The sequence below is a fragment of the Moraxella haemolytica genome, from assembly GCF_030177935.1.
GTDB lineage: Bacteria > Pseudomonadota > Gammaproteobacteria > Pseudomonadales > Moraxellaceae > Moraxella > Moraxella haemolytica.
On sequence record NZ_CP089974.1, the window covers coordinates 142,672 to 166,632 of the forward strand.

Below are 23,961 nucleotides of genomic sequence, written 5' to 3' on the forward strand. Positions count from 1 at the left end.
CGATAAATGAACCAATCAGATAAAATCATGACCCATGGACGCAAGGCAACTTCGTTAGATAAATTGACGCATTTTGCCAATTTTGAACAGGGGCTACCTGTTTTATGCGAAAAATTGGGTTATGAGTTTGATGACCCAAGTTTATTAAGGCGGGCATTGACGCACCGTTCGTATAACCCCAAAGAAAGTTATGAACGATTGGAGTTTTTGGGAGATGCGTTACTTGGTATGATGATTGCGGAGGCATTGTTTTTGCATTTTCCACGCCATGATGAAGGTAAACTCACTCGTATGCGTGCAACTTTGGTACGCCAAGAGACTTTGGTGCAGATTGCCGAACGGCTTGAATTATCTAGACATTTGATTTTGGGTGTGGGCGAGCGAAAGGGTGGAGGTCGTCATCGTGCGTCTATCTTGGCGGATGCGGTGGAAGCAATCGTTGCGGCGGTATATCTTGACAGTGGTGATATCAAGCTTGTCAAAAATTTAGTGAAAACTTGGTATGAATCGCTCATCTTGGAGGTGGGTGAGGAAAAAGTACTAAAAGATGCCAAATCTCGCCTACAAGAGTGGCTGCAGGGCAATCGCATGACCTTGCCAACTTATGAGCTTGATGAGATTATTGGCAATGCCCCCAATCAGGTATTTGTTGTAACTTGCTGTGTAAATATTGAGGACATCAAGCCTATTACACAAATGGGTGAGTCTCGCCGTATTGCTGAGCAAAAGTGTGCCGAGTTGATGATAAATCAACTTAACAAAACCCAAACTGCTTAAATTGGCACATTTCATCATACAAACCTTGATGAGTTTTTTAAACCCGCCTTTTAAATTGGGCGGTTTTGTGCTTTAATAGCATGGACTTTATCTGATTGATTTTAACGCTAAACAAATTTGAATAACAAGGAAAAATATGACTGACAACCGTTCGACTGCCGATAATGATGATGTGATTTTGGCATTTTTTGATGATAAACCAACATTAAATCTAGATGGCTTTAAGTCTGGCTTTGTGGCGATTGTGGGTCGTCCAAATGTTGGAAAGTCCACACTCATGAATCATCTGCTTGGAAAAAAACTCTCCATCACCAGCCGAAAACCACAGACGACTCGCCACCGCATACACGGGATTTTGACTGATGAACAGATGCAAATTGTGTTTGTTGACACTCCTGGTATTCATGCCAAAGAGGTTAAAGCGATTAATGAACGCATGAATAAGGCGGCGGTGTCAGCGTTGTCTGATGTGGATTTGGTATTATTTGTTGTTGATGGATTGCAGTGGCGTGAAGATGATTTATTGACCTTGGAAAAACTTTCAGCGACCAATCTGCCCGTTGTACTGATTATCAATAAAGCAGATACCATTAAGGATAAGTCGCTGATGTTGCCTGTGATTGAAAGTTTTAATGAGAGCTTTGATTTTGCGGATATTGTACCAGTCTCAGCACTTCGTGGATATAATTTGCCACGCCTAAAAGAGGTAATTGGCAAGTTTTTGCCCATTCGTCCGCCTATTTTTGATGCCGAACAAATCACTGATCGTTCTGAGCGGTTCTTGGCAAGTGAGATTATCCGAGAAAAAATCATGCGTCAATCAGGCGATGAAGTGCCGTATGATTTGACCGTGCAAATTGATATTTTTAAAGATGAGTCTGCTCATAAAGACCCAGAGACAGGTCAATGGCGTAAGGCGATGACTTTTATTGATGCGACCATATTTGTTGAACGAGCAGGGCAAAAGACCATCATTATCGGTGATAAAGGCAGTCGCATTAAGCAAGTCGGCATCGATGCTCGTAAGGACATGGAGGCACTGTTTGATCGAAAAATCATGCTCACCCTATGGGTGAAGGTGAAAAAGGGTTGGTCAGATGATGAGCGTGCCTTGACAAGTTTGGGTTATTAAGGCAGTGATGAATGTGCTGATGATGCTAGGTGTGCTTGCCCCATTATTTGTGCAAATATTGGTAAGAGAATCAAGTATTGCCTAGACATCATCACATGGCTACTGTGCAATGCCAAATGAATGATGAGTTTTTAAGTAGGTGGTAAAAAGATTTCTTATAGTTTCTTATTCAAGAAATTCCTAAACCATAGGTTCTTAGACAACCATGAAAAATCAGCGACTGACAGGCTACCTTTTACATACACGACCCTATCAGGAAAAGCGAGCTATTTATCAGCTATTTAGTCATGAATTTGGGTTGGTACACGGAGTAGGTGCAAGAGGTATGCCTACTTTTGTGTTACTTGAGCTGTTTGCTGGCGGAAAAAATGAGCTTAAGACATTCAGTCAGATTCAGTTGTCAGCACGGTCAGTATTAAAGCCTGTCATGGGGCAGGTGCAATACGCACTACTGTATATGAATGAGGTGCTAAGTCGCCTGTTGCCTTTGGAGAGTCCTTGTCCAACGCTTTGGCAGGTTTATCATGAAGAAGTGATCGCACTGCAAGCATTGGGCAATCTTGAGGCATCAGACAACACTCGTCATCTTAAGGTGTCTTTACGGCGGTTTGAGAGGGCGTTATTTGATGAGCTTGGAGCAAGCATTGATTTTATCTATGATGCTGTGGGTAAGAAGATTGATGCAGAGGCTTATTATCGTTTTGTGCCAGAGATGGGGTTTATCTTGACTACATCATCCATCATTCATCAAGCACAAAGTGAGGGAAAGAAAGTAAGCCGAGTGTCTTATCTGGGTTGTGATTTGCTACTCATGGGGCGGGCAGATGGTGATGAGAAAATCTATTATCAAAAGATAGAAGAATTTGGTCAACTGCAACGAGATGTCATGAATTATCTGCTGGATTATAAACCATTGCACAGCCGAAAATTGTGGCAACAAAGTTTATTTTATCAGCAGTCATCATAGTTGGCAAACTTTGTTGTGTTGGTGTATGTTAATGTAAAAATGGTTAGGAAAAAGGTGTCTTATGTCAAATTTACCACTGCTTGGGGTTAATATTGACCATGTGGCGACACTTCGTAATGCACGAGGGGTTGATTACCCCTGTCCGATACAGGTGGCACTATTGTGCGAGCAGGCGGGTGCAGATGGTATTACGCTACATTTGCGTGAAGATCGCAGGCATATCAAGGACGCTGATGTCTATGCCATGAAAGATAGGCTAGCTACTCGCATGAATCTTGAGATGGCGGTAACCGAAGAAATGCTAGCCATCGCCCTTGATGTCCAGCCAACTTGGGTGTGCTTGGTGCCTGAAAAACGCCAAGAAGTTACCACAGAAGGTGGTCTTGATGTGGCAAATCTAAGAAGATTGCCGGAATTCATTCAAGCCTTGCAAGAAAAAAACATCTTGGTGTCGTTATTCATTGATCCAGAGTTTCATCAGATAGATACTGCCATCGCCTGTGGTGCTGATGCCATCGAGCTACACACAGGAGCGTATGCTGAGGCAGGGCTGTCGGGTAATATGCAACTTGTCAGTGATGAATTGAGTCGTATCAAACAGGCGGTGCGATACGCAAAAGAGCAGAGCGATACGCTACTTGTGAATGCAGGGCATGGCTTGACACGAGAGAATGTGTCCAGTATTGCTTGTATCGAAGGTATCCATGAGCTTAATATTGGGCATTCGCTCATTGCAGATGCGATATTCATGGGGATTGACCAGGCAGTCAAAGAAATGAAAACGGCCTTTGCTTCAAAGCCTATTGATATACGCTAAAGTATGCTAAAATAAGTGCTGTTTAGTATTTGCTTATTTTTTGATGAATGGCTGTTTAAAATTTAAGAGCCATTGTAAATAATTAGCATTTTAATGTAATGTTATGTAACGATCATCCAAAAAAAGGTTGTAAAATTCACCCATTGCCGTTAAGCTAGATATATCTATCTTTAAATTAAGGGTTGTCTGCGAAAGTAACTGTTGGCAGATGACCAACTTAATGGTAGAATAAGACATTGGTAATGTTATATTACATAATTTTTTAAAACCAACCATTCCTTCGGAGGAAGTTATGAAATTCAATAAAATCGCTCTAGCGGTACTTGCTACTGCAACGACCGCAGCTTCTGCTGGCGTAACTGTGAGCCCACTACTACTAGGCTATCATTATAATGATGAGGCTCATGACAAACAGCGTGAAGTGTTGCGTACTGGTAAAACACTTGAGACCAACCAAAAGCATACTGATGGTGTTGCTCTTGAGAGTGATCTATGGGTAGGTGCTGCACTTGGCGTAGAACTAACCCCATCTACCCAACTACAAGTTGAGTATGGTTTGTCTAGTGCGGATGCACAAGCTTCTAAGAAATCAGCAGAAATGGCCGCAAACCGTTTTGATTCAGAGCAACAAACTATTAGCGGTAACTTCCTAATCGGTTTGGGTAATTCTAATGCCAAGTTAAAGCCATATGTTTTAATTGGTGCTGGTCAACAAAAAACTAAAGTTGAGAACCAAGTAGCTTATACTGCTGACGCAGCAAACGCACCTTATGGCGACATCGCTCAAAATCAACAAGTTGCTGCAGGCACTAAAGTTACTAGCTCAAAAGATACGATTGGTAACATCGGTCTAGGTGCTCGCTACCTAGTAAATGACGCATTGGCTCTTCGTGGTGAGGCTCGTGCGATCCACAACTTTGACAACAAATGGTGGGAAGGTCTAGCTTTGGCAGGCTTGGAAGTAACTCTAGGCGGTCGCTTGGCACCAGCTGCTGTGATTGTAGAGCCTGTAGTTCCTGTGGTACCTGTAGAGCCTGTAGTTCCTGTGGTTGAAGAGCCAGTGGAAGAAATCACTGTTGTAGAACCTGTTGAGACTATCATTGATAGCGATTTTGATGGTGTGCCAGATCACCTAGATGCTTGCCCAGATACGCCACGCAATGTAGTGGTTGATGCACGTGGCTGCCCACAAACTGTCGTACTAGAGGAACAACTACGCCGTGAACTACGCGTATTCTTCGACCGTGACCAGTCTGCAATCAAACCACAATTCCGTGAAGAAGTTGCAAAAGTTGCACAGTCTATGAATGAGTTCCCGAATGCTACTGCTGTTATTGAAGGACATGCATCTAAAGACAGCAACCGTTCAAGTGCTAAGTACAACCAACGCCTATCAGAAGCGCGTGCAAACGCTGTTAAGCTAATGTTAGCTAACGAGTTTGGTATCGCACCTAACCGTCTAAGTGCTATTGGCTACGGCTTCGACCGTCCAATCGCTCCAAACACTACTGACGAAGGTCGTGCGTTGAACCGCCGTGTAATCGCTGTGATTACTGGCAACAAATCAACTACTGTAGAACAAACTAAAGATATGGTTATTCGATAATCAATCCCTTGATTATCAAGTGATTAAAAGAACCGTCATGATTGACGGTTCTTTTTTATTTTGGGTGGCTTCTTTTACTATGGCTAAAATCATGATATAATAGTTAACTTTTCTTATTGTACTTAAGTTCTAAGAAGACTGTCCCTATTGGGCAATTTATGCCCATTCAAGTTATTTTTTTGCTGAATTAGCAATCCTTATTTTATACGAGTATTTATGGCAGACGACATTAAGCATTTGCGTAACATCGCAATCATTGCCCATGTTGACCACGGTAAAACGACTTTGGTTGATAAACTATTGCAACAATCTGGTGCGTTAGGCGAGCGTTCAGGTGAGATTGAGCGTGTGATGGATTCCAACGCTTTGGAAAGTGAGCGAGGCATTACCATCTTGGCAAAAAACACCGCCATTCGTTGGACTGATGGTCGCACAGGTACTGAATACCGCATCAATATTGTGGACACCCCAGGCCATGCTGACTTCGGTGGAGAGGTAGAGCGTGTGATGTCGATGGTGGATTGTGTGCTGTTGCTGGTTGATAGTCAAGAAGGTCCAATGCCACAGACTCGCTTTGTTACTCAAAAAGCGTTTGCTCGTGGACTTAAGCCGATTGTTATCATTAACAAGATTGATAAGCCTGCCGCACGAGCTGATTGGGTGATTGACCAAGTATTTGATCTGTTCGACAGCTTAGGTGCGACTGATGAACAGCTTGATTTTCCTATCGTCTACGCATCTGGAATCAACGGCATTGCAGGTCTTGAGCCAGATAATTTAGCGGCTGACATGACCCCACTGTTTGAGACCATTGTGGATATCGTAGAATCGCCTAAGGTTGATGCCGATGGTCCATTCCAAATGCAAATCTCAAGCCTAGACTATAACAGTTTTGTTGGTGTTATTGGGGTGGGTCGTATTCAGCGTGGCTCGGTGAAAACCAACACACCTGTTACCGTGATTGATAAAGATGGTAATAAGCGTAATGGACGCATCTTAAAAATCATGGGGTATCATGGACTTGAGCGTGTTGATGTTGATTCTGCTCAAGCAGGCGATATCGTCTGTGTAACAGGTTTGGATAGTTTAAATATTTCAGACACCATTTGTGACCCATCTAATGTTGAGGCGTTGCCTGCATTGTCGGTTGATGAGCCGACCGTATCGATGACTTTTCAAGTCAATGACTCGCCTTTTGCAGGAAAAGAGGGTAAGTTTGTTACTTCTCGTAATATTCGTGAGCGTCTTGACCGTGAGTTGATTCATAATGTCGCCTTGCGTGTTGAGGATACTGACAGTCCAGAGAAGTTCAAAGTTTCAGGTCGTGGTGAGCTACATCTATCTGTGCTTATTGAGAACATGCGTCGAGAGGGCTTTGAGCTGGGTGTATCTCGTCCACAGGTTATCATGAAAGAGATTGATGGCGTGATGTGCGAGCCTTATGAGAATGTTACTTTTGATGTTGAAGAACAGCATCAAGGTGCAGTTATGCAAGAGATGGGAGAACGCAAAGGCGAGCTAACCAATATGGAGGTTGATGGCAAAGGTCGTATTCGTATCGAGGCGACAGTGCCGTCACGAGGACTGATTGGTTTTCGCTCAGCATTTTTGACCATGACATCAGGCACGGGCATCATGACTTCAAGCTTTAGCCATTATGGACCTGCCAAAGAGGGTTCGGTGGCAAAACGCCAAAATGGTGTATTGGTATCTATGGTAACAGGTACTTGCTTGGGTTATGCCCTATTTAGCTTACAAGAGCGTGGTCGTCTTTTTGCTAAGCCACAGCTTGAGGTCTATGAAGGCATGATTGTGGGTATTAACTCTCGTTCTGATGATATGGTGGTAAACCCAACAAAAGCAAAACAATTAACCAACATTCGTGCGTCTGGTTCGGATGATGCAATCATCTTAACACCTGCATTGGATTACACTTTGGAGCAAGCTTTGGAATTCATCGAAGATGATGAGTTGGTTGAAGTTACACCAAAATCAATTCGTATTCGTAAGCGTTATCTAACAGAAAATGAACGCAAGCGTCTTGGTCGTAAGAAAGACTGATTTGATTATCCTTAAAAAACTGCCCATGAATAAGCTGTTTCATGGGCAGTTTTTTATTTATTATGTATCATTGATAAGCATAGTTGAGATGGGTGAGCGGTGATGTGGTAAGTTTAAGCATGATATCATGCTTTTAAATAGATGACTATTGAGTGATAAAAATCTATGGTTCTTAAGTTTTGGTGGTTTATGGCTATTCTTTGGTTGTGGATAATGGCTGACAAGTGGGGCAATAGACGCTTGCTCGCCCACAGATTTTTTGATTTTCCAGAAGACTACCGCATTGGGTGCAGGGCTTGCCGTGATTGCCATAAGCAAGCAAAGTCTGTTGAAAATACCCCGTTTTGCCACCACCTACCGTAAAATCACGCAAAGTTGAACCGCCTTTTTTGATGGCTTCTGCCAAAATCTGCTTGATGTGCTTGACCAGCTCGGCAATTTGCTCTTTGCTGATTTGATGGGCGGGTTTGGCAGGGTGAATGCCTGACAAAAAAAGACTCTCGGCAGCATAGATATTACCCACTCCTACCACGACCGTTTGGTCCATGATGAGAGTTTTAATGGGTTTGGTTATGGCTTTAGTGGGCTTAGCACAAGGACTATTGGTATCATTGAGTCTATGGATATGCCGATATAGATAATCAGTATTAAAAGCATCATCTAAAGGCTCAACACCCAGATGAGCTAAGAATCTATCTTTTGCATTGTCCTTATTATCAAGATGTGCGTCATTATCCGCCCAAAGTATGATGCCAAAACGGCGTGGGTCGTGGTAATGCAGGGCGACATCGCCAAAGCTGATGATGAGATGATCATGTTTTCTGGCGATGGGAGCATTGCTGTTGATGGGGTGTTGTTGCAAGCTACCTGACATTCCTAAATGAACAAGTAGTACCTTATTAGCATTATCTGCATCATGACGAAAATGCAAAAGTAGATATTTGGCTCGGCGTTCTACCAAGGATAATTGAAAACCAATTAAGCCATCTAAATCATGTGGCATCATGTAGCGTAGCTTGGGCTGATGTACATGAACAGCGGCAACGGTTTGATTAAGTAGTGGGTCTAAGCTTTTTTTGGTGGTCTCAACTTCGGGTAATTCTGGCATATCAATCACTATTAGTTGGTACTGCGTCTGGCGTGCAGAACATCAGGTTGTTGTTCAATCTTGGCAAGCAGGCGTGACAAGTGTGCCAAACCTGCCACTTCAACATAAAATTTCATATGACTGATGGTCTCGTCAGATGAGATGGTTTCGGCACGGTGAATATTAACTTTTTCTTTATCAATGATATTGACCAAATCACGAAGTAGCCCTTTGCGATTATAAGCTTCGACATGAACGGTTACAGGCTGATAACGCCCAAAAGCTGTCTGCCAATTTGCACTGATATGGCGTTCAGGTTCTTTATCAATCAATCTTAGGTATTCAAGGCAACTGGCGTGGTGAATGCTTACGCCATGCGACACGGTAACAAAACCAGCAATCGGTTCGCCATGCACGGGTGTACAGCACCCAGCCAGATGGATTTCAACATTATCAAGCCCTTGTAAGTCAATTTGATATTTGTTGGGGCGAGATGGCGTTTTGATTTCAATGCTGCCTTCATCAACAGGTGGTGTGTTGAGATTTAGGCGATGACTGATTCTACCAACCAACTGCACCACGCCCACATCGCCCATCACTAAGGAGACGAACAAATCTTCTTCATTTTTGGCATTAAATTCTTCTAGATAGTCGCTAAGCTCTACCTGACTTGGGTTGATGGAAAATCTATCAAGCTCACGCAAGAACATGGCACGACCGAATTCAATGTTCTTGTCTCTATCTTGTTTGTTAAACCATTGGCGAAGTTTGGATTTGGCACGGTTGGTATGAATGTACCCAAGCGAAGCAACGAGCCAATCACGATTAGGCTCTCGGTTGGACTTGGTGATGATTTCTACTTGGTCACCTGTCTTGGGCTGATGTGTGAGTGGCACATAGCGTCCATTAACCTTTGCTCCTTGAGCTCGGTTGCCAACTTCAGTGTGCACATGATACGCAAAATCTAGGACGGTTGCTCCTTTGGGTAGCTCGGTAATGTCGCCATCACGGCTAAAGACATAGATGCGTTCGTTGTCTTCTAAATCGAGTTCGTCATCTAACTCAACATTTTCTAGTTTATCATTGCCAAGTAATTGGCGTAGTGAGCTGATTTTTTGAGTTAAATAGTCGTCTTTTTTGGCTTTTAGACCTTCTTTATAATTCACATGAGCCGCTTTGCCAAGCTCTGCTTCAAAGTGCATGTCAAAGGTGCGTATTTGTACTTCTAGTGTGCGATGATTGGCAATGACGGCAGTATGTAGCGACTTGTAGCCGTTCGGCTTAGGGTTGGTGATGTAGTCATCAAACTGCTCTGGAATATGTCGCCATAGTCCATGCACAATCCCTAAGGTGTGATAGCATTCGGTATTGGTATCAACCAACACTCGCAAGGCACGAATGTCGTAGAGCTGGTCAAATGATAGGTTCTTCTTTTTCATCTTACGCCAGATGGAGTAGATGTGCTTGACACGCCCCGATACTTCTGCCTTGATGCCTGCTGTGATGAGTGCGTTACTTAAATCAGCTTGAACAGTTTCAATGTAGAATTCTCGTTCGCTGCGTTTTTCGGCAAGTAGGTTGGCGATTTTTTTGTATTCGTCAGGGGCAAGGTAGCGAAACGCCAAGTCTTCTAATTCCCATTTAAGCTGAGCGATAGATAGGCGGTGTGCCAGTGGTGCGTAGATGGTCATCACTTCACGAGCAACTCGCTTTTGGCGATCGGGGGGTGCAAAAGACAGTTCACGCATGGCAAAGGTGCGTTCAGCCAGCTTGATGAGTACGGCACGAACATCGTTGGTGGTGCTGATGAGCATACTATAAATAGTGGACAGCTGATCTCGTTGTTCGCTTTTAAAATAGTCTTCTAGGCGTTTGTTCTCTTCGATACTTTCAGACAGTCGCCCCATTGCCAGTGTGTCTGCGACCAGATGGGCGATGTCTTCGCCAAAATTATGTCTGATGGTGTCAAGGCTGACCAACTCTCGGCGTGCTGTGCGATAAAGCATGGAGGCAACCAAGGCGTTCTCATCTTGAAATAGATATGCCAAAATATCTGCCATGCCGATGCCTGTGGCATAAGCACCTGAGCGACTAGCGTGAGGCTTGCTTGCTTGCACCCTAACAAAGTCGCAAGCACGGCGAAGCATCGGCAAATCGTCTTTGCCAATGCGTTCAGCAACGGTGGATAACCAAGTTTCCACATCAATGTCGGACTCACTGATGGTGGCAGGGGTCTGCGTCTGCTCGGAATGATCTAGAGTGGTTTTTAGTTTTGGGTGAGCCAGCTGTGCCTTAAAATCTGGGTGTAGCTCTTTGGCAACCAAACTTGCCGCCAATGTCGCACTGTCGGTGTCGCTATTTTCGCCGCTTAGTAGTGGTAAGCCTTCACGAATTTGTACCACGATATGTCCTTTTGGTTGTTTTAGGGCGAATACCAATCCTAGCTTACTTAAAAGTTGATTTTGGGTTCGCCTAGAGTGTCAGTGGGGATATTATGGCATTTTCTGAATATTTTTGAAAGTAAAATCCCATAAATTAGCGTGCATTTATTGAGTAATTATCCATCAAATATATTTTAATATTTCTTCTAAATTGGTATCTTTTGTGATATAATTAACAAACTGTCAACTTGTTAGCCAATGGCTCAATGATGACAATATATAATTGATGACATCGCATTTTTTGAGTTTGTATGTTCGGTGCTTGGATGGGAAAACCCTTAAAAAAGTACACTTACTCTGCCGTGTGGCAAAAATACCTTTCTGATTCGCGATGATTTTGATGAGCTGTTGCTCAATTCCCACCCCGACAAAATGCCAAAATATTTCGCCTTAAACTCGCCATTGATTTGGTGGCTTGATGTTTTTTCTCATCTCGTGGTTTGATATATACAAGAATACATAAAGGTTATTTATGCCCCAATTTGATGATGCAGGTGCAATCGGCACGCTGCCTAATGATTCTGCTGTCCTTGAAAATAGCAAAGAAAAAAGTGAGTCAGATGGTCTGACTTTTGAAGATTTATCACTCAATAAGCCTATCTTAAAAGCTCTGGTTAAAAGCGGTTACACCAATCCAACACCCATTCAAGCAGGGGCGATTCCCCATGCACTATCAGGTCGTGATTTGCTACTGTCAGCACAGACAGGTTCAGGCAAGACTGCGGCATTTGTATTACCTATCTTAGATAAACTGAGTCGCCAAAGCTGTCTTGATAAGCACATCTATGCACTGATTTTGACACCGACTCGTGAGTTGGCTCAACAGGTACATGATAATGTACGCCGTTATGGGGCGAATTTGCGTGGAATGTATAGCATTCCTTTGGTGGGTGGTTCGCCTTATGGTGGTCAGATTCGTGCCTTAAGAAAGGGTGTTCAGGTTGTCATTGCCACACCTGGTCGTCTGATTGACCACATGAACGAAGGTCGTGTGGATTTGTCCAAACTTGAGGTGTTGGTGCTAGATGAAGCCGACCGCATGCTTGACATGGGCTTTGCTGATGATATTCAGACCATCTTGCAAAATGCTCCGGCATCTCGCCAAACCGTCATGTCATCAGCAACTTGGGATGGTGCAGTGGGCAAGATTGCCGAAAGTTTCACTAACAATCCTGAGAAAGTCTCTATTAAGGTTGAGAGTGGACATATTGAAGAGTCGGTGTATTTTTGTGATGATTTTCATCACAAAAATAAGATTCTGTTGGAGCTGTTGGGCAATCAAGATATTAATCAAGCCGTGATTTTTGCTGCCACCAAACGCAGTACAGAACAGCTAACTCAGACACTGACTGACGCAGGGCTAAAAGCACGCTATTTACATGGTGATTTGCCACAAGGTAAAAGAAACCGCATCATCAGTGATGTCAAAAGCGGTAAATGCGACTTTTTGGTGGCGACCGATGTGGCGGCACGAGGCATTGATATCTCTGCCATCAGTCATGTGGTGAACTATGATTTGCCTCGTCAGGTTGAAGACTATGTACATCGTATCGGACGCTGTGGGCGTGCAGGGCGTACAGGTGTGGCAATGAACTTGTGTAGTTTTGATGATCGTGGGCAATTAAGAAATATTAACCGCTATCTAAAACGCACCATGAGCGAAGAGACCATTGAAGGTTTTGAGCCTAAGCGTCCCCCATTTGAACAAGAAGAATGCCGTAAGAATAACCCACGAAAAAAAGACGGTCGCCGTTTTGAGGGCAGACGAGCTGAGCAAGGTCATCGTCAGGACCGCACAAACAAAAAAGCGAGATCTTCTTATGACCGACAAGAACGCCAAGATTGGCATGACCGTCCAAAGCGTCAAGATCGTCGGCAGGAAAATTATACATCAGATGCTCCTCGTGAGCGTACCTTTGAAAGTAGGGGGCGTGGGTTTGATGGTAATCGTAGCTACCATCGCCAAAGTCACCACCAAGATGGTCGCCAATCTCGCCCACAACATGACAGACGCACAGATGGCTTGTATGCCAATACGCATGAGCATGGTAATACACGCCCTAAGCGTCATTCTGATAAAGAATCAGGGTATGGCAGTCATGGCGAATTTCGCAATCGCTCTCGCCAAGAGCATCGCAATGAGCGTCAAGATAGACCAACAAACAAGTTGTACAAGACGCCAAATCAGGGCATGAAAAAGCCAAGAGTGGTAGAAGAGGTATTTTCTTCTAAGCGTCAAGATAGGGCACCAAAACGCCGCTTCCAAGTAAACTAACAAAACCCAAATAAAAAAGCACGCCCATTGGTGTGCTTTTTTATTTGAGCTGACTTTATGATTGGTTGTTTTGAGTTGGGCTGATGGGGTGGATTTTTTCAAAGCGAGCAATGCTCTCAACATGACCTGTATGGCAGAACATATCCATAACGCCAGCATGCGTGAGACGGTAGCCTTGGGCGATGATGGTAGCGGTGTCTCTGGCAAGCGTGATGGGGTCGCAAGAGACATAGACGATGCGTTTGGCTTGAAAGTTGCCTAAATACGCCATGACGGTAGCAGCCCCTGAGCGAGGTGGGTCAATGAGCAAGGCATCAACACGCTTTGCCCAAGGCTTGTCTGAGAAATCTTGGCTTAAATCCTGAGTGTAGAACTCGGCATGACAAATGCCGTTTTGTGCTGCATTCATGGTAGCACGCTTGACCATCTCAGCACTGCCTTCAACACCTATGACACGCCCTGTTTCGCCCACACAGCGAGCCAAAGGTAAGCTAAAATTACCCAGACCGCAGAACAAATCAAGCACGGTCTCGCCTTTTTGTAAGTCTAATAGATCGCAGGCGAGCAGAACCATTGGTGAGTTTACCGAAAGATTAACCTGCGTAAAATCAAGCGGTGAGCATTCTAAGCGTATGTCAAAATTTGGCAGTTGATAAAACAGCCCACCTGATGGCGGTGTACTTTGAGTGTTTGGCAATTCATTGCTATCAATACGATGCACACTGTTTTCACCATGCGGTTGTAAATACAATTGCCAGTTTAGATGTTGACAGAGCTTGATGAGTGATTGTCTGTCTTGTTTGTTGAGCTTTTGGGTATGTCTGATCACCATTGCTACTTGTGATGACTCATCACCTGTGGCAAATTCAAGGTGCGTAATACCACCAACTCCTTTAAGCTGGGCGAGCGTGGCTTTTAGCGTCTTAAGATGATGGTTGATTCGATTATCCAAGATGGGGCAGTCATCAATATCGGTGAGAAAGTTGCTGTTTTTTTTACGAAATCCAACAATGAGTTGCCCACTTTTTGGTAAATAGCGAACACCAAGTCTGGCTTTAGTGCGATAGCCGGTACGCTTGCCGACCACAGGAGTGAGCCAATGGTTTGGGGTAACTTTGGCGTGATGAGTAAGATGATTGGCAAGCACGGACTGCTTATGTTTTAGTTGCTCATCAGCGTGCAGATGTTGCAAACTACAACCACCACACACACCAAAATGCCGGCAAAAAGGCATCTGTCTTTTGGTGCTGGGGCTGAGCACTTCTATAGCTCGTCCTTCATCAAAGGATTTTTTATTGCCTGTGATGGCGACTTTGACTGTTTCATTGGGCAAGGCAAAATCAACAAAGACTTTTTTGCCACTGTTGTTGCCATGTGTGTCGTCATAGCTTGCGATGCCACGCCCATCGTGTGTTAAAGCATGGATGTTTAGGATAACAGGCTGTGTTTGGGTTTTTGCGTGCTGATGAATGGGGCGATGCTTGGTCATGCTAAAAGAGCTACTGATGAATTGCGGTTATTATAGCATGAAATGATGATGCAAAATCATCATAAAAATCATGATGACAGGGTTGTGTTATTTAGATGGTGCAACCAAAAAAGCCCACCATGACGGCGGGCTTTTTATGAGTTAGGCAATTTTTTTGACTTTTTTGCCTTTAATGGCACGGTAAATTGGTAAAATAACCATCACCACTGCCAATGCCCAAAGCACCATTGAAATTGGGCTTTGCCATAGTATGCCTAGGTCGCCTTGAGAGATGGATAATGCACGGCGAAGGTTGGATTCCATCAGATGACCAAGTACATAGCCTAAAATGAGTGCTGATAATGGGAAATGTAGTTTACGCAGGAAGTAACCAAACACACCCAATGCAATCATTAATACCAAATCAAAAATGGTACTGTGAATTGAATACACACCCACGAAGCTCACTGCAGCGATGGCAGGTATTAAGATGTAGTTTGGAATGTCTAGTAGCTTGGCAAAAAACTTAACAAGTGGTAAGTTTAAGGCAAGCAAAATCACATTACCGATGAATAATGACGCAATCAAACCCCACACGATGTCAGGTTGCTCAGCAAATAGTTGAGGACCTGGCGTGATGTTGTAAAGCGTCAACGCACCCATCATGACCGCTGTTGTGCCAGAGCCAGGCACCCCAAGAGTGAGCATGGGAATGAACGAACCGCAGGCAGACGCATTATTAGAGGCTTCTGGGGCGGCGATACCACGCAAATCGCCATCACCAAATTTGCCGTTTTCGCCTGCAATCTTGCGTTCATTAGAATAAGTCATGGCAGAGGCGATGGTAGCACCTGCACCAGGCAAAATACCGACCACAAAGCCAGTCAGACCACTACGAATGATTGCACCCAAAGAGAATAGAAACTCTTTAAGGTTTACCATGCCACGCTTGCCCTGTTCTAGAGCCTTTTGACCAGCACTGGTGTTTTCTAGCATGATTAAAATTTCGCTCACACTAAAAAAACCAATCACAATCGTAGTAAAAGCAATGCCGTCTGATAGATTGACTGAACCGAAAGTGAAGCGATATACACCTGTAACAGCATCAACCCCTACGGTTGCAAGTAATAATCCGATAAGAGCGGCGATGCCTGTTTTTAATGGTGCATCACCCACCAGACCACTTAGGCAAGTAATGGCAAAAACCATTAAAGCAAAATACTCGGCAGGACCAAATGAAATCGCCCATTTTGCCAAGAGTGGAGCAAACAATACCACACCTGTGATGGCAATCATTGAGCCAATGAAGGAGCTTAAGGCGGATAAAGATAAAGCAATGCCGGCTTTGCCTTGCTTGGCAAGCGGATAGCCATCTAGTGTGGACATGATTGCCGCTGCATCACCTGGAACATTGATTAAAATTGCCGAGATGCGACCGCCATATTCACAGCCTAAATACACAGCAGCCAATAGGATTAGGGCACTTTCAGGTGGTAGACCTAAGGCATATGCAATCGGTAATAAAATCGCCACGCCATTGATTGGTCCTAGACCTGGCAACATACCCACAATCGTCCCAATGAATGCCCCGATGAGAGCAATCAGTAGGTTTTGAGGTGTGGTAGCAATGGCAAAGCCATGCATTAAAAAATCAAAAGTTTCCATCATTTACCCCAAAATTGACCCAAGTACACCTGCAGGTAAGCTGACCTCAAGCGGACCATTAAATAAAAAATAAGTAGCAACTGCCATAATGGTTGATGCAATTAGGGCTTTTAGCCAATGCCCGCCAAACAGTACGCCAACAACCCATGCCATCAAGGCGGTGGCGATGATGTAGCCCAACATCTCAAAAAGAACAGCATACAAAATCATGGCAATAGTACATAGTACTAAATTTTTGATGATGGGAATATTTAGTCCAAGCTGAATTTTTTCGCTAAATTTAGCAGGGCGAAAAGCGATGATGGCGGTCAATATTGCCAATAAAACCAATAGCATGACAGGGTAAGGTCGTGGACCTATTGGGTCATATGAAATTGGTGCGGTATAGCCCCATGCAATAACAAGCAAAATGAGAGATACCAAAAGCATGAGCCCTGAAAATATACGGTCAACCATACAGTTTCCTTTTTTCCTTTAGAAAAACCAAATCCTAACAGATAGGATTTGGTTTGTGATGAAATAGTAACAGGAGTATTACTTGGCTTGCTCAGCGGTCTTTACCAAATTAAATTCATTAGATAGAGCGTGTAGCTTTTGTGTTTCATCATAAATGTATTGCGTCAGTTCATCACCTGTCATAGCAAATGGGAATAGCTCACGATTGGTGCGAAGTTCAGCAAACTTCGGATCGGCAAGCATTTTGTCAAACTGACCTTTCCACCAGTTATAAGACGCATCAGATGCTTCTGGTGCCATGTAATAACCACGAATTACAGGCCATTGAATATCAAAGCCTTGTTCTTTGGCAGTAGGAATATCTTTAAAGCCTTCCCCCTCTAGACGCTCTGGAGCGAACACAGCAAGTACACGCAACTTGCCTGCCTTAACATGTGGCATCACCTCAGCTAGACCTGCTGACACAACTTGGATGTGATTGCCAAGTACGGCTGTAACCGCCTCGCCACCACCTTCCATCGCCACATAACCCATGGCATCTGGGTTGATTCCTGCTGCTTTAGCAAGTAGGGCTGTTTGCATCCAATCTTGACCACCGACGCTACCACCTGCACCGAAAGTTACAGATTTAGAGTCTTTTTTTAAGGCGTCTACTAGGTCAGCTAGGTTCTTGTATGGTGAGTCAGCATTAACCGCTACCATGCCATAATCTGTACCTACTGCTGCAAGCCAACGCACATCTTTTTCGGTGAATTGACCGAATTTGCCTTGTGATAGATTTAGGATAGAGCCTGTTGAGAAAGCAACGATTGCATCGCCATTTTTACGGTCATTGGCAACAATTTTGTTATAAGCTACTGCACCTACGCCACCAGGCATATAAGTAACACGCATTGGTTTATCAATCAGTTCTAAATCCTGAAGACCTGATTGGGCAAGCTTACAAGTTAAATCAAAACCACCACCTGGCTTGGCAGGAGCGATACACTCTGGGCGTTTAGGTGCTTGTGTCACTACTTCTGTGCCAGCTGCAGCATCCGTGGCTTGTGCTGTTTCTTTTTTGTCGCCACCGCAAGCAGCTAGGGCAAGAATAGATAGGGTGATGGCACCGTGCTTAAATAGTTTCATAATATCAACTCCGGATATAAGATATAAGAATTCTCAATGGGTCTGCTGTTCAGATCTATTGGGAAGTATGCAGTAAGACTGTAAAAAGCCGTTTTAGTCTTTTTGAAACTATATGTATTATAGCGGAAAGAAAAGTAGCTTGGCAATTACAAAATAGAAAATATTTTTATAAATATGCCATGATTGAGATAAAATAAGACAGACTTGTGTTGTGTTGTTTTTGTTGTATTTGCTTTTAGAGTTGATGTCGGTGTTGTTTGTTGTTGAGCTTCTTGGCTTGTGTTTTTTAAGAATGTTGCTACATTATTCTCCCTATCATCGGTGCGTTTGTTATGTTAGATCATCTTATTTTGGTCATCATTAATTTTTTTACTTCGGCTTTGGCGGGCATCACAGGGCTAGCAGGCGGTACGATTTTACTTGGGTTAATGCCCATGTTTTTGTCCGCCAGTGCAATCATTCCTATTCATGCCACCACTCAGCTAGCAAGCAATGTAAGTCGTGTTTGGCTTGGCAGGCGTGATGTGGTGCTGACTTATTTTCGCCCATTCATTGTGGGAGCATTGATAGGGGTGTTGTTTTTTGGCATGGCGGTAAAATTTGTTAAACTTGACTTAATTCCGTTATTTATTGCCTTTTATATCCTTTTGACTCAGTGGTCCGGCACTGTCAATCGCTTATTAAAAAGTTTAGAGAATTTTTATCTGATCGGTTTTGTGCAGGTGGGTATTGGGCTGTTTGTTGGTGCTCCTGGACCTTTGCATATACCCATGTTGATGAAAAAATATGATAATAACGATGTCATTGTTAGTACAGGTTCGCTGATGATGACTGTTGTGCATGTTTTTAAATTGATTGTTTATATCATTTTAGGTTTTAGTTTCATTGAGCATTGGCGATTGATTGTACTGATGGCGTTATCGGCATCATTTGGCTCATGGGTTGGCGTAAAACTGCGTAACCGCCTGCCGATGGCATGGTTAAAAGCTACCATGCCATGGCTACTTAGTGCCATTGCCATTAAGATTATTTATGATAATGTGGATAAATTGGGTGTGTTTTGATGGGTGGAATGGGGGCTCTTAGGGTTGGTAGGGCAGACAAAATAAAAAGCAGGTAAATGACCTGCTTTTTGGTTGATGTCTAGTTGGTTTGCCATGCTTGCAAAAAGCGTTCGTGGCGAAGTGTGCCATCGTCATTGGTGATACTGGCAACAAACTCATGTGTCTGCTCGCTGATACGCTGGCAAAGCTGTGTATCCGCCTTGCCTGTTAAGATAAGCCAGCGTAGATAAACCAACCAAGTGTTTAATACATCAGATTCACAGTAGGTGGTTAGCTTTTGCCATTCGTTATTTTGCACCATTGGCATGACCTGAGAGCCATCTATATCGCCCTTACCTGCAAAGCCACACAGTGAAGCGATGGTGTCTAGCTTTTGTTTGTTGTAGCCGTTATAAAGCGATAGCTTGTCCATTAGGTCAATGTGCATCTCGCCATAGCGATACAGATAGTCGGGTTTTTTGTCGGCATTAAACAATGCAGGAGCACTGATGCCATGATGTAAAGCACGATACAGCAACACAGGAATGTCAAAGCCTGATCCATTCCAACTTACCAAAGTGGGTTTTTTGTCAAAAGCACGAAAAAAACTCGCCAAAATCTCATGCTCGTCTTTGTTGTCCAATGATAAAGATTTTAGGGTAAACTGTCCATGTTCCACCCAAAGAAATGACAAACAAGCAATTTTATGCAAGGGCAGACGCATAAAGTCATTTCCTGCTTCGGCATGGCGTAGGGCTGTGAGTGCAATCAAGGCATCATCATCATTTAACCCCTGTAGTTCAGGATAAAGTCGTCTGCCTGTCTTAATATCAGGAATGGTTTCGATGTCAAAGACCAAAACAGGATTATTCATGTTCATAATGTGCCTTGTGAATGCTTGTTTGGTAGATTGGTCAGTTGTCCACTACACCGAATAGACCTGTGGATAGATATCGGTCACCACGGTCGCAGACGATAAAGACGATAACTGCATCAGGGTTGTCTTTAGCGATTTGGTGGGCTGCCCAAGCTGCACCCCCTGATGACACCCCACAAAATACCCCTTCTTCTTTAGCAAGTCTACGCATGTAGGTTTCGGCATCTTGTTGATTGACATCCATCACCTTATCCACCAAAGACGCATCAAAAATACCAGGTAGATATTCTGTTGGCCATCTGCGAATGCCTGCGATACTAGAATGTTCGTCAGGCTGTAGACCAATGATTTGTATGGCGGGGTTTTGCTCTTTTAAAAATTTGCCAACCCCCATAATTGTGCCTGTTGTGCCCATTGAACTGACGAAATGGGTGATTTTACCGTTTGTTTGTGCCCAGATTTCAGGGCCTGTGGTCAGATAGTGTGCTTCTTTGTTATCGTTATTATTAAACTGGTCAAGCACGATGCCAAGCCCATCTGCTTGCATTTGTAGTGCCAAATCTCGAGCTTCTTCCATGCCTTGCTCTACTTCAATCAAGGTCGCCCCATAAGCAGTTACGGCATCTTTACGCTCTTGGGTGGAGTTTTTTGGCATAATTAGGGTCATCTTATAGCCTTTCATGGCGGCTACCATGGCAAGAGCGATGCCTGTATTGCCACTGGTTGCCTCAATGAGTGTATCGCCTGCTTTAATATCGCCACGCTTTTCGGCTTGGTCAATCATGTTAAAAGCAGGGCGGTCTTTGACAGAGCCTGCTGGGTTATTGCCCTCTAGTTTGGCAAGTAAAGTCGCCTTAGTATCCTTGTTCAGTCGATTTAGTTGTACTAAAGGGGTATGCCCCACACAATCTGCCAAAATGGTGGTCTGGGTGATGAAATTACTCATAAACAATCCTGTTGTTATTATAAACGACAAAGAAGAATTATCGGACTAAAAATTAGTCTATTATAACACACTCTTTTTTCAAAAATACGCCAAAAGCGTGCTAAACTACCCCAAGAGACAATCTGTGGTTGGTAGATGATGGCTTGTGTATGAATAAAGTGCGTTTTGGTCTAAAAAGTGCCTACGGGCAGTTGATTTTACTGGTGTTTTTGCCCATTGCGGTACTGGCGATGGTTGGTGGTTATTTGGTGTTTAGTGAGGTGCGTCGTGCGGTCTTATCTGAGCAAGACATACTGGCACAAGCGGCATTGCTTCGTTATGAGACAGCGGCACGACCACGATTAGAGCGATATGGACTGACACAGGCAGAGGCTTTTTTTGATGAAGCGTTTGTTAATGCGGTACTACCTTATAATGCCCATAACCATCAAAAAACCACGACATTAAGCGATACATTAGAAAGCCTAAATCAAATGCGGCAGCAGCGAGTACAGCGTCTTGCCATCATGAATGATAAAGGAGAGCCTTTGCATTCATTTGGTATGAATGCTGATGCCAGTTGGACAAGTTTTGATGTATCAGCACCTCATGTTCTAAGGCTTAAGACCTCACAGGGTGTGGCGTATGGCAATCCTGTGAGTGTCAATGGTAAGCAGTTTTGGTTGTTTGTTGAAATGGACAACAAGCCTTTGACCTTGACCTATTATCATGTGTGGCTTGCTTTGTCCATCACAGGATTGATGACGATTTTGTTGCTCTTATTGATTTTAAACAGCTACTCAAAACGCTGGATTACTCCAATTTATGAAATGCGACTGTATCTACAGCGACTTGATGTAACAAATCTATCAAACCCCACCTCAGTTAATGTAGATGGTGAGTTTTCTTTATTGCAGAAGGATTTTTTAAAGGCATTAAAACGGTTGGATGGCAGCTTTAATGAACTAAAAAACCATGCCGAAGAGACGGAAAGGGATTTGCAACAAGCCTTTGACGAGATGGAGATGCAAAATATCTCCATTCGTAATGCTCGTGATGCAGCCGTATCCACCAGTCAAGCCAAATCGGCATTTTTGGCGAACATCAGCCACGAACTAAGAACACCACTGAACAGTATTGACGGTTTTATCAACCTACTGGCTCGCAAACAAGGACTAACAAGCGAACAAAATCTATATGTGCAAACCATCAAAAAATCATCAGCACACCTATTGGCTTTGGTGAATGATGTGCTTGATTTTTCTAAGATTGAAGCAGGAAAACTTGTACTTGAACATCATGAGTTTGACCTGTATGCCACGATTTATGATGTGGTGGATATGTTATCTCCAGCAGGACTTGAAAAGCACCTGCGACTGGCGGTGTTATTTTATCATGATGTGCCAACCAAAGTGGTGGGCGATAGTCTGCGAGTGAAGCAGATTTTAACCAATTTGGTGGGCAATGCGATTAAGTTTACTGACGCAGGCGGTGTGGTGGTGCGTGTCGGCTTATCTGATGTTCACGATGGCTATCTAAATATTGCTGTTGAAGACACAGGCAAAGGTATTAGCGAAACGGACAAAGCACAGCTGTTTAAGAGCTTTAGCCAAGGGGATTTGTCGGTAACTCGCCGTTATGGTGGCACAGGTCTTGGGTTGGTGATTTCTAAACAACTTACCATGATGATGGGTGGCGATATTGGCTTTTTTGACAATAACAGCGAAAATATCGCACCAACAGGGGCGACTTTTTGGTTTGAGATGCCTACCAACATAGATATTCCTGACGAGATGAATGGCGAAATGATGGCTAGTAAACCAAATATGAACGCCAATGTGTTGGTTTGGATTAACCATGCTCCTGCGGTGCAAGTATTAAAAGCAAGTCTTGCAGGGACAGGTGTGGTCATCACAGAGGCGATTGGTTTGGCTGATTTGCTTGAACAGCTAGATGATACGCACGAATTTGATTGGGTGATTGTTGATAACTTTGGACAGGATGCCGCCCAAGATGATATTGGGGCGATTTTAAGGCAGATTCGCCTTCGCTATGATGGCAGACTGATGGCGTATGGTTATCAGGTGGGTATGGATGCTGCACTGCTTGAACGCTATCATGCTAATGCTCTGTATGAACCGATGGATAAAAGACAGCTGTACGAACTGTTGTCAAATCAGCCCAACCAGTTGGTCGCCAAACCCATCAGACAGCAGAGATTTACAGGCACTCGTGTGTTGGCGGTTGATGACCATTTGCCAAATCTGCTTGTGCTTGAGGCATTGCTTGGAGAGCTTGGGGTGGAGGTTGTCATGGCGGGCAGTGGCTTTGATGCCATTGAAATTATGACCAAGACTGCAACATCGCAGGGGTTGCCGATTGATTTGATTTTTATGGATGTGCAAATGCCTAGAATGTCAGGGCTTGAAGCAAGTATTGAAATTCGCAAAATTGAACAAGCCCACCTGTCTAAGCCTGTGCCGATTATCGCCTTGACTGCACATGGGCTATCTGATGAAAAAGACAGGTTGGTCGCTGCAGGATTGAATGATTATGTGGGTAAGCCTATCGGTCATCAACAGCTACTGCAAACTTTACAGCGTTGGCTTGGGCATGATGATGCGGATAAGGCGGTGTTGCTTAATCAGCAATCTGATGACATGCCATATCAAGAGATGCAGTTGTTTGATGATAAATTTGTCAATAAGATTGATGGCATGACTCATACGACAACACCAATCAACACCACGCCTAGTGCCACGATGGAGCTTTTGGACATTGACTGGCAAGATGCCTTAAGTCGTGCAGCAAATAAAGCTGAGCTTGCTGAGAAACTACTGACCATGATGATTGATAATGCCGAGCAAGAAAAACAGTTGCTTGAGCGTGCATGGGCAGACAGAGACAGAAAGACGCTTGCCGACCTTACGCATCGTATGGTTGGGGCATCACGATATACAGGTGTACCCAGACTGCGTCAGGCAGCACAGGACTTTGAGAGTCGGTGCCGAGCTGATATTACAGAGGTGGGTGCTAGCCATTTTGTGAGTATGCGTCCTAGCTATCGTGCATTGATAGATGCACTTGATGATTTGGGGACGGTGGACCTAAAGGGACAGCTTGCCAAGCAGGTACTTGATGAGAATAAAATGAATTGGAAAATGTAGTCTAAGATGGGGCTTTTGTGTTGACTGGATTTGTTGTTTGTCCAAAAGCCAGTAAGCTATAAGGTAATA

The 23,961-nt window shown here is 43.8% G+C and carries 17 protein-coding genes; 9 read left to right on the forward strand and 8 right to left on the reverse strand.

What is annotated here, in order from left to right:
* Window positions 1–6: 6 nt before the first annotated feature.
* From rnc to typA, 6 genes are all read left to right on the forward strand, one after another.
* On the forward strand, window positions 7–777 hold the full coding sequence (gene rnc, locus LU276_RS00605) for a ribonuclease III (protein ID WP_418001268.1): 771 nt from the start codon (window positions 7–9) through the stop codon (window positions 775–777).
* A 136-nt stretch (window positions 778–913) separates the two neighbouring features.
* Window positions 914–1,909 (forward strand): GTPase Era, encoded by a 996-nt coding sequence (gene era / locus LU276_RS00610; protein WP_284673780.1) that lies wholly within the window; start codon window positions 914–916, stop codon window positions 1,907–1,909.
* 205 nt (window positions 1,910–2,114) lie between these two features.
* A complete protein-coding gene (gene recO, locus LU276_RS00615) occupies window positions 2,115–2,876 on the forward strand; it encodes a DNA repair protein RecO (protein ID WP_284673781.1) in 762 nt (253 codons plus the stop codon).
* 61 nt (window positions 2,877–2,937) lie between these two features.
* Window positions 2,938–3,693: a pyridoxine 5'-phosphate synthase gene (locus tag LU276_RS00620; protein ID WP_284673782.1), complete on the forward strand. Its 756-nt coding sequence runs from the start codon at window positions 2,938–2,940 to the stop codon at window positions 3,691–3,693.
* Window positions 3,694–3,985: 292 nt separating this feature from the next.
* Window positions 3,986–5,299: an OmpA family protein gene (locus tag LU276_RS00625; protein ID WP_284673783.1), complete on the forward strand. Its 1,314-nt coding sequence runs from the start codon at window positions 3,986–3,988 to the stop codon at window positions 5,297–5,299.
* Window positions 5,300–5,515: 216 nt separating this feature from the next.
* A complete protein-coding gene (typA, locus tag LU276_RS00630; protein ID WP_284673784.1) occupies window positions 5,516–7,360 on the forward strand; it encodes a translational GTPase TypA in 1,845 nt (614 codons plus the stop codon).
* 193 nt (window positions 7,361–7,553) lie between these two features.
* Here the strand turns inward: typA and mutM are convergent, their stop codons facing one another.
* Both mutM and LU276_RS00640 read right to left on the reverse strand, forming a co-directional pair.
* Complete coding sequence (mutM, locus tag LU276_RS00635; protein WP_284673785.1) at window positions 7,554–8,468, reverse strand: bifunctional DNA-formamidopyrimidine glycosylase/DNA-(apurinic or apyrimidinic site) lyase; 915 nt, start codon at window positions 8,466–8,468, stop codon at window positions 7,554–7,556.
* Between the two features lie 11 nt (window positions 8,469–8,479).
* On the reverse strand, window positions 8,480–10,849 hold the full coding sequence (locus tag LU276_RS00640; RefSeq protein ID WP_284673786.1) for a RelA/SpoT family protein: 2,370 nt from the start codon (window positions 10,847–10,849) through the stop codon (window positions 8,480–8,482).
* A 511-nt stretch (window positions 10,850–11,360) separates the two neighbouring features.
* Here LU276_RS00640 and LU276_RS00645 point away from each other — a divergent pair.
* Window positions 11,361–13,163 (forward strand): DEAD/DEAH box helicase, encoded by a 1,803-nt coding sequence (locus tag LU276_RS00645; protein ID WP_284673787.1) that lies wholly within the window; start codon window positions 11,361–11,363, stop codon window positions 13,161–13,163.
* A 55-nt stretch (window positions 13,164–13,218) separates the two neighbouring features.
* Here the strand turns inward: LU276_RS00645 and rlmD are convergent, their stop codons facing one another.
* The 4 genes from rlmD to LU276_RS00665 form a co-directional block, all read right to left on the reverse strand.
* On the reverse strand, window positions 13,219–14,652 hold the full coding sequence (gene rlmD, locus LU276_RS00650) for a 23S rRNA (uracil(1939)-C(5))-methyltransferase RlmD (protein WP_284673788.1): 1,434 nt from the start codon (window positions 14,650–14,652) through the stop codon (window positions 13,219–13,221).
* A 141-nt stretch (window positions 14,653–14,793) separates the two neighbouring features.
* Window positions 14,794–16,296, reverse strand: coding sequence for a tripartite tricarboxylate transporter permease (locus LU276_RS00655; RefSeq protein WP_284674537.1), 1,503 nt, complete (start codon window positions 16,294–16,296; stop codon window positions 14,794–14,796).
* A gap of 3 nt (window positions 16,297–16,299) precedes the next feature.
* Window positions 16,300–16,752: a tripartite tricarboxylate transporter TctB family protein gene (locus tag LU276_RS00660; protein WP_284673789.1), complete on the reverse strand. Its 453-nt coding sequence runs from the start codon at window positions 16,750–16,752 to the stop codon at window positions 16,300–16,302.
* A gap of 78 nt (window positions 16,753–16,830) precedes the next feature.
* A complete protein-coding gene (locus LU276_RS00665; protein ID WP_284673790.1) occupies window positions 16,831–17,880 on the reverse strand; it encodes a Bug family tripartite tricarboxylate transporter substrate binding protein in 1,050 nt (349 codons plus the stop codon).
* Window positions 17,881–18,212: 332 nt separating this feature from the next.
* Here LU276_RS00665 and LU276_RS00670 point away from each other — a divergent pair, with 332 nt between their 5' ends.
* A complete protein-coding gene (locus tag LU276_RS00670; RefSeq protein WP_284673791.1) occupies window positions 18,213–18,944 on the forward strand; it encodes a sulfite exporter TauE/SafE family protein in 732 nt (243 codons plus the stop codon).
* 79 nt (window positions 18,945–19,023) lie between these two features.
* Here LU276_RS00670 and LU276_RS00675 read toward each other — a convergent pair whose 3' ends face one another.
* Complete coding sequence (locus tag LU276_RS00675) at window positions 19,024–19,803, reverse strand: 3'-5' exonuclease (protein ID WP_418001269.1); 780 nt, start codon at window positions 19,801–19,803, stop codon at window positions 19,024–19,026.
* 34 nt (window positions 19,804–19,837) lie between these two features.
* The gene (cysM, locus tag LU276_RS00680) at window positions 19,838–20,746 is read right to left on the reverse strand and encodes a cysteine synthase CysM (protein ID WP_284673792.1); all 909 of its coding nucleotides are present in this window, start codon (window positions 20,744–20,746) and stop codon (window positions 19,838–19,840) included.
* Window positions 20,747–20,895: 149 nt separating this feature from the next.
* Here cysM and LU276_RS00685 point away from each other — a divergent pair, with 149 nt between their 5' ends.
* The gene (locus LU276_RS00685; protein ID WP_284673793.1) at window positions 20,896–23,892 is read left to right on the forward strand and encodes an ATP-binding protein; all 2,997 of its coding nucleotides are present in this window, start codon (window positions 20,896–20,898) and stop codon (window positions 23,890–23,892) included.
* Window positions 23,893–23,961 lie beyond the last annotated feature (69 nt).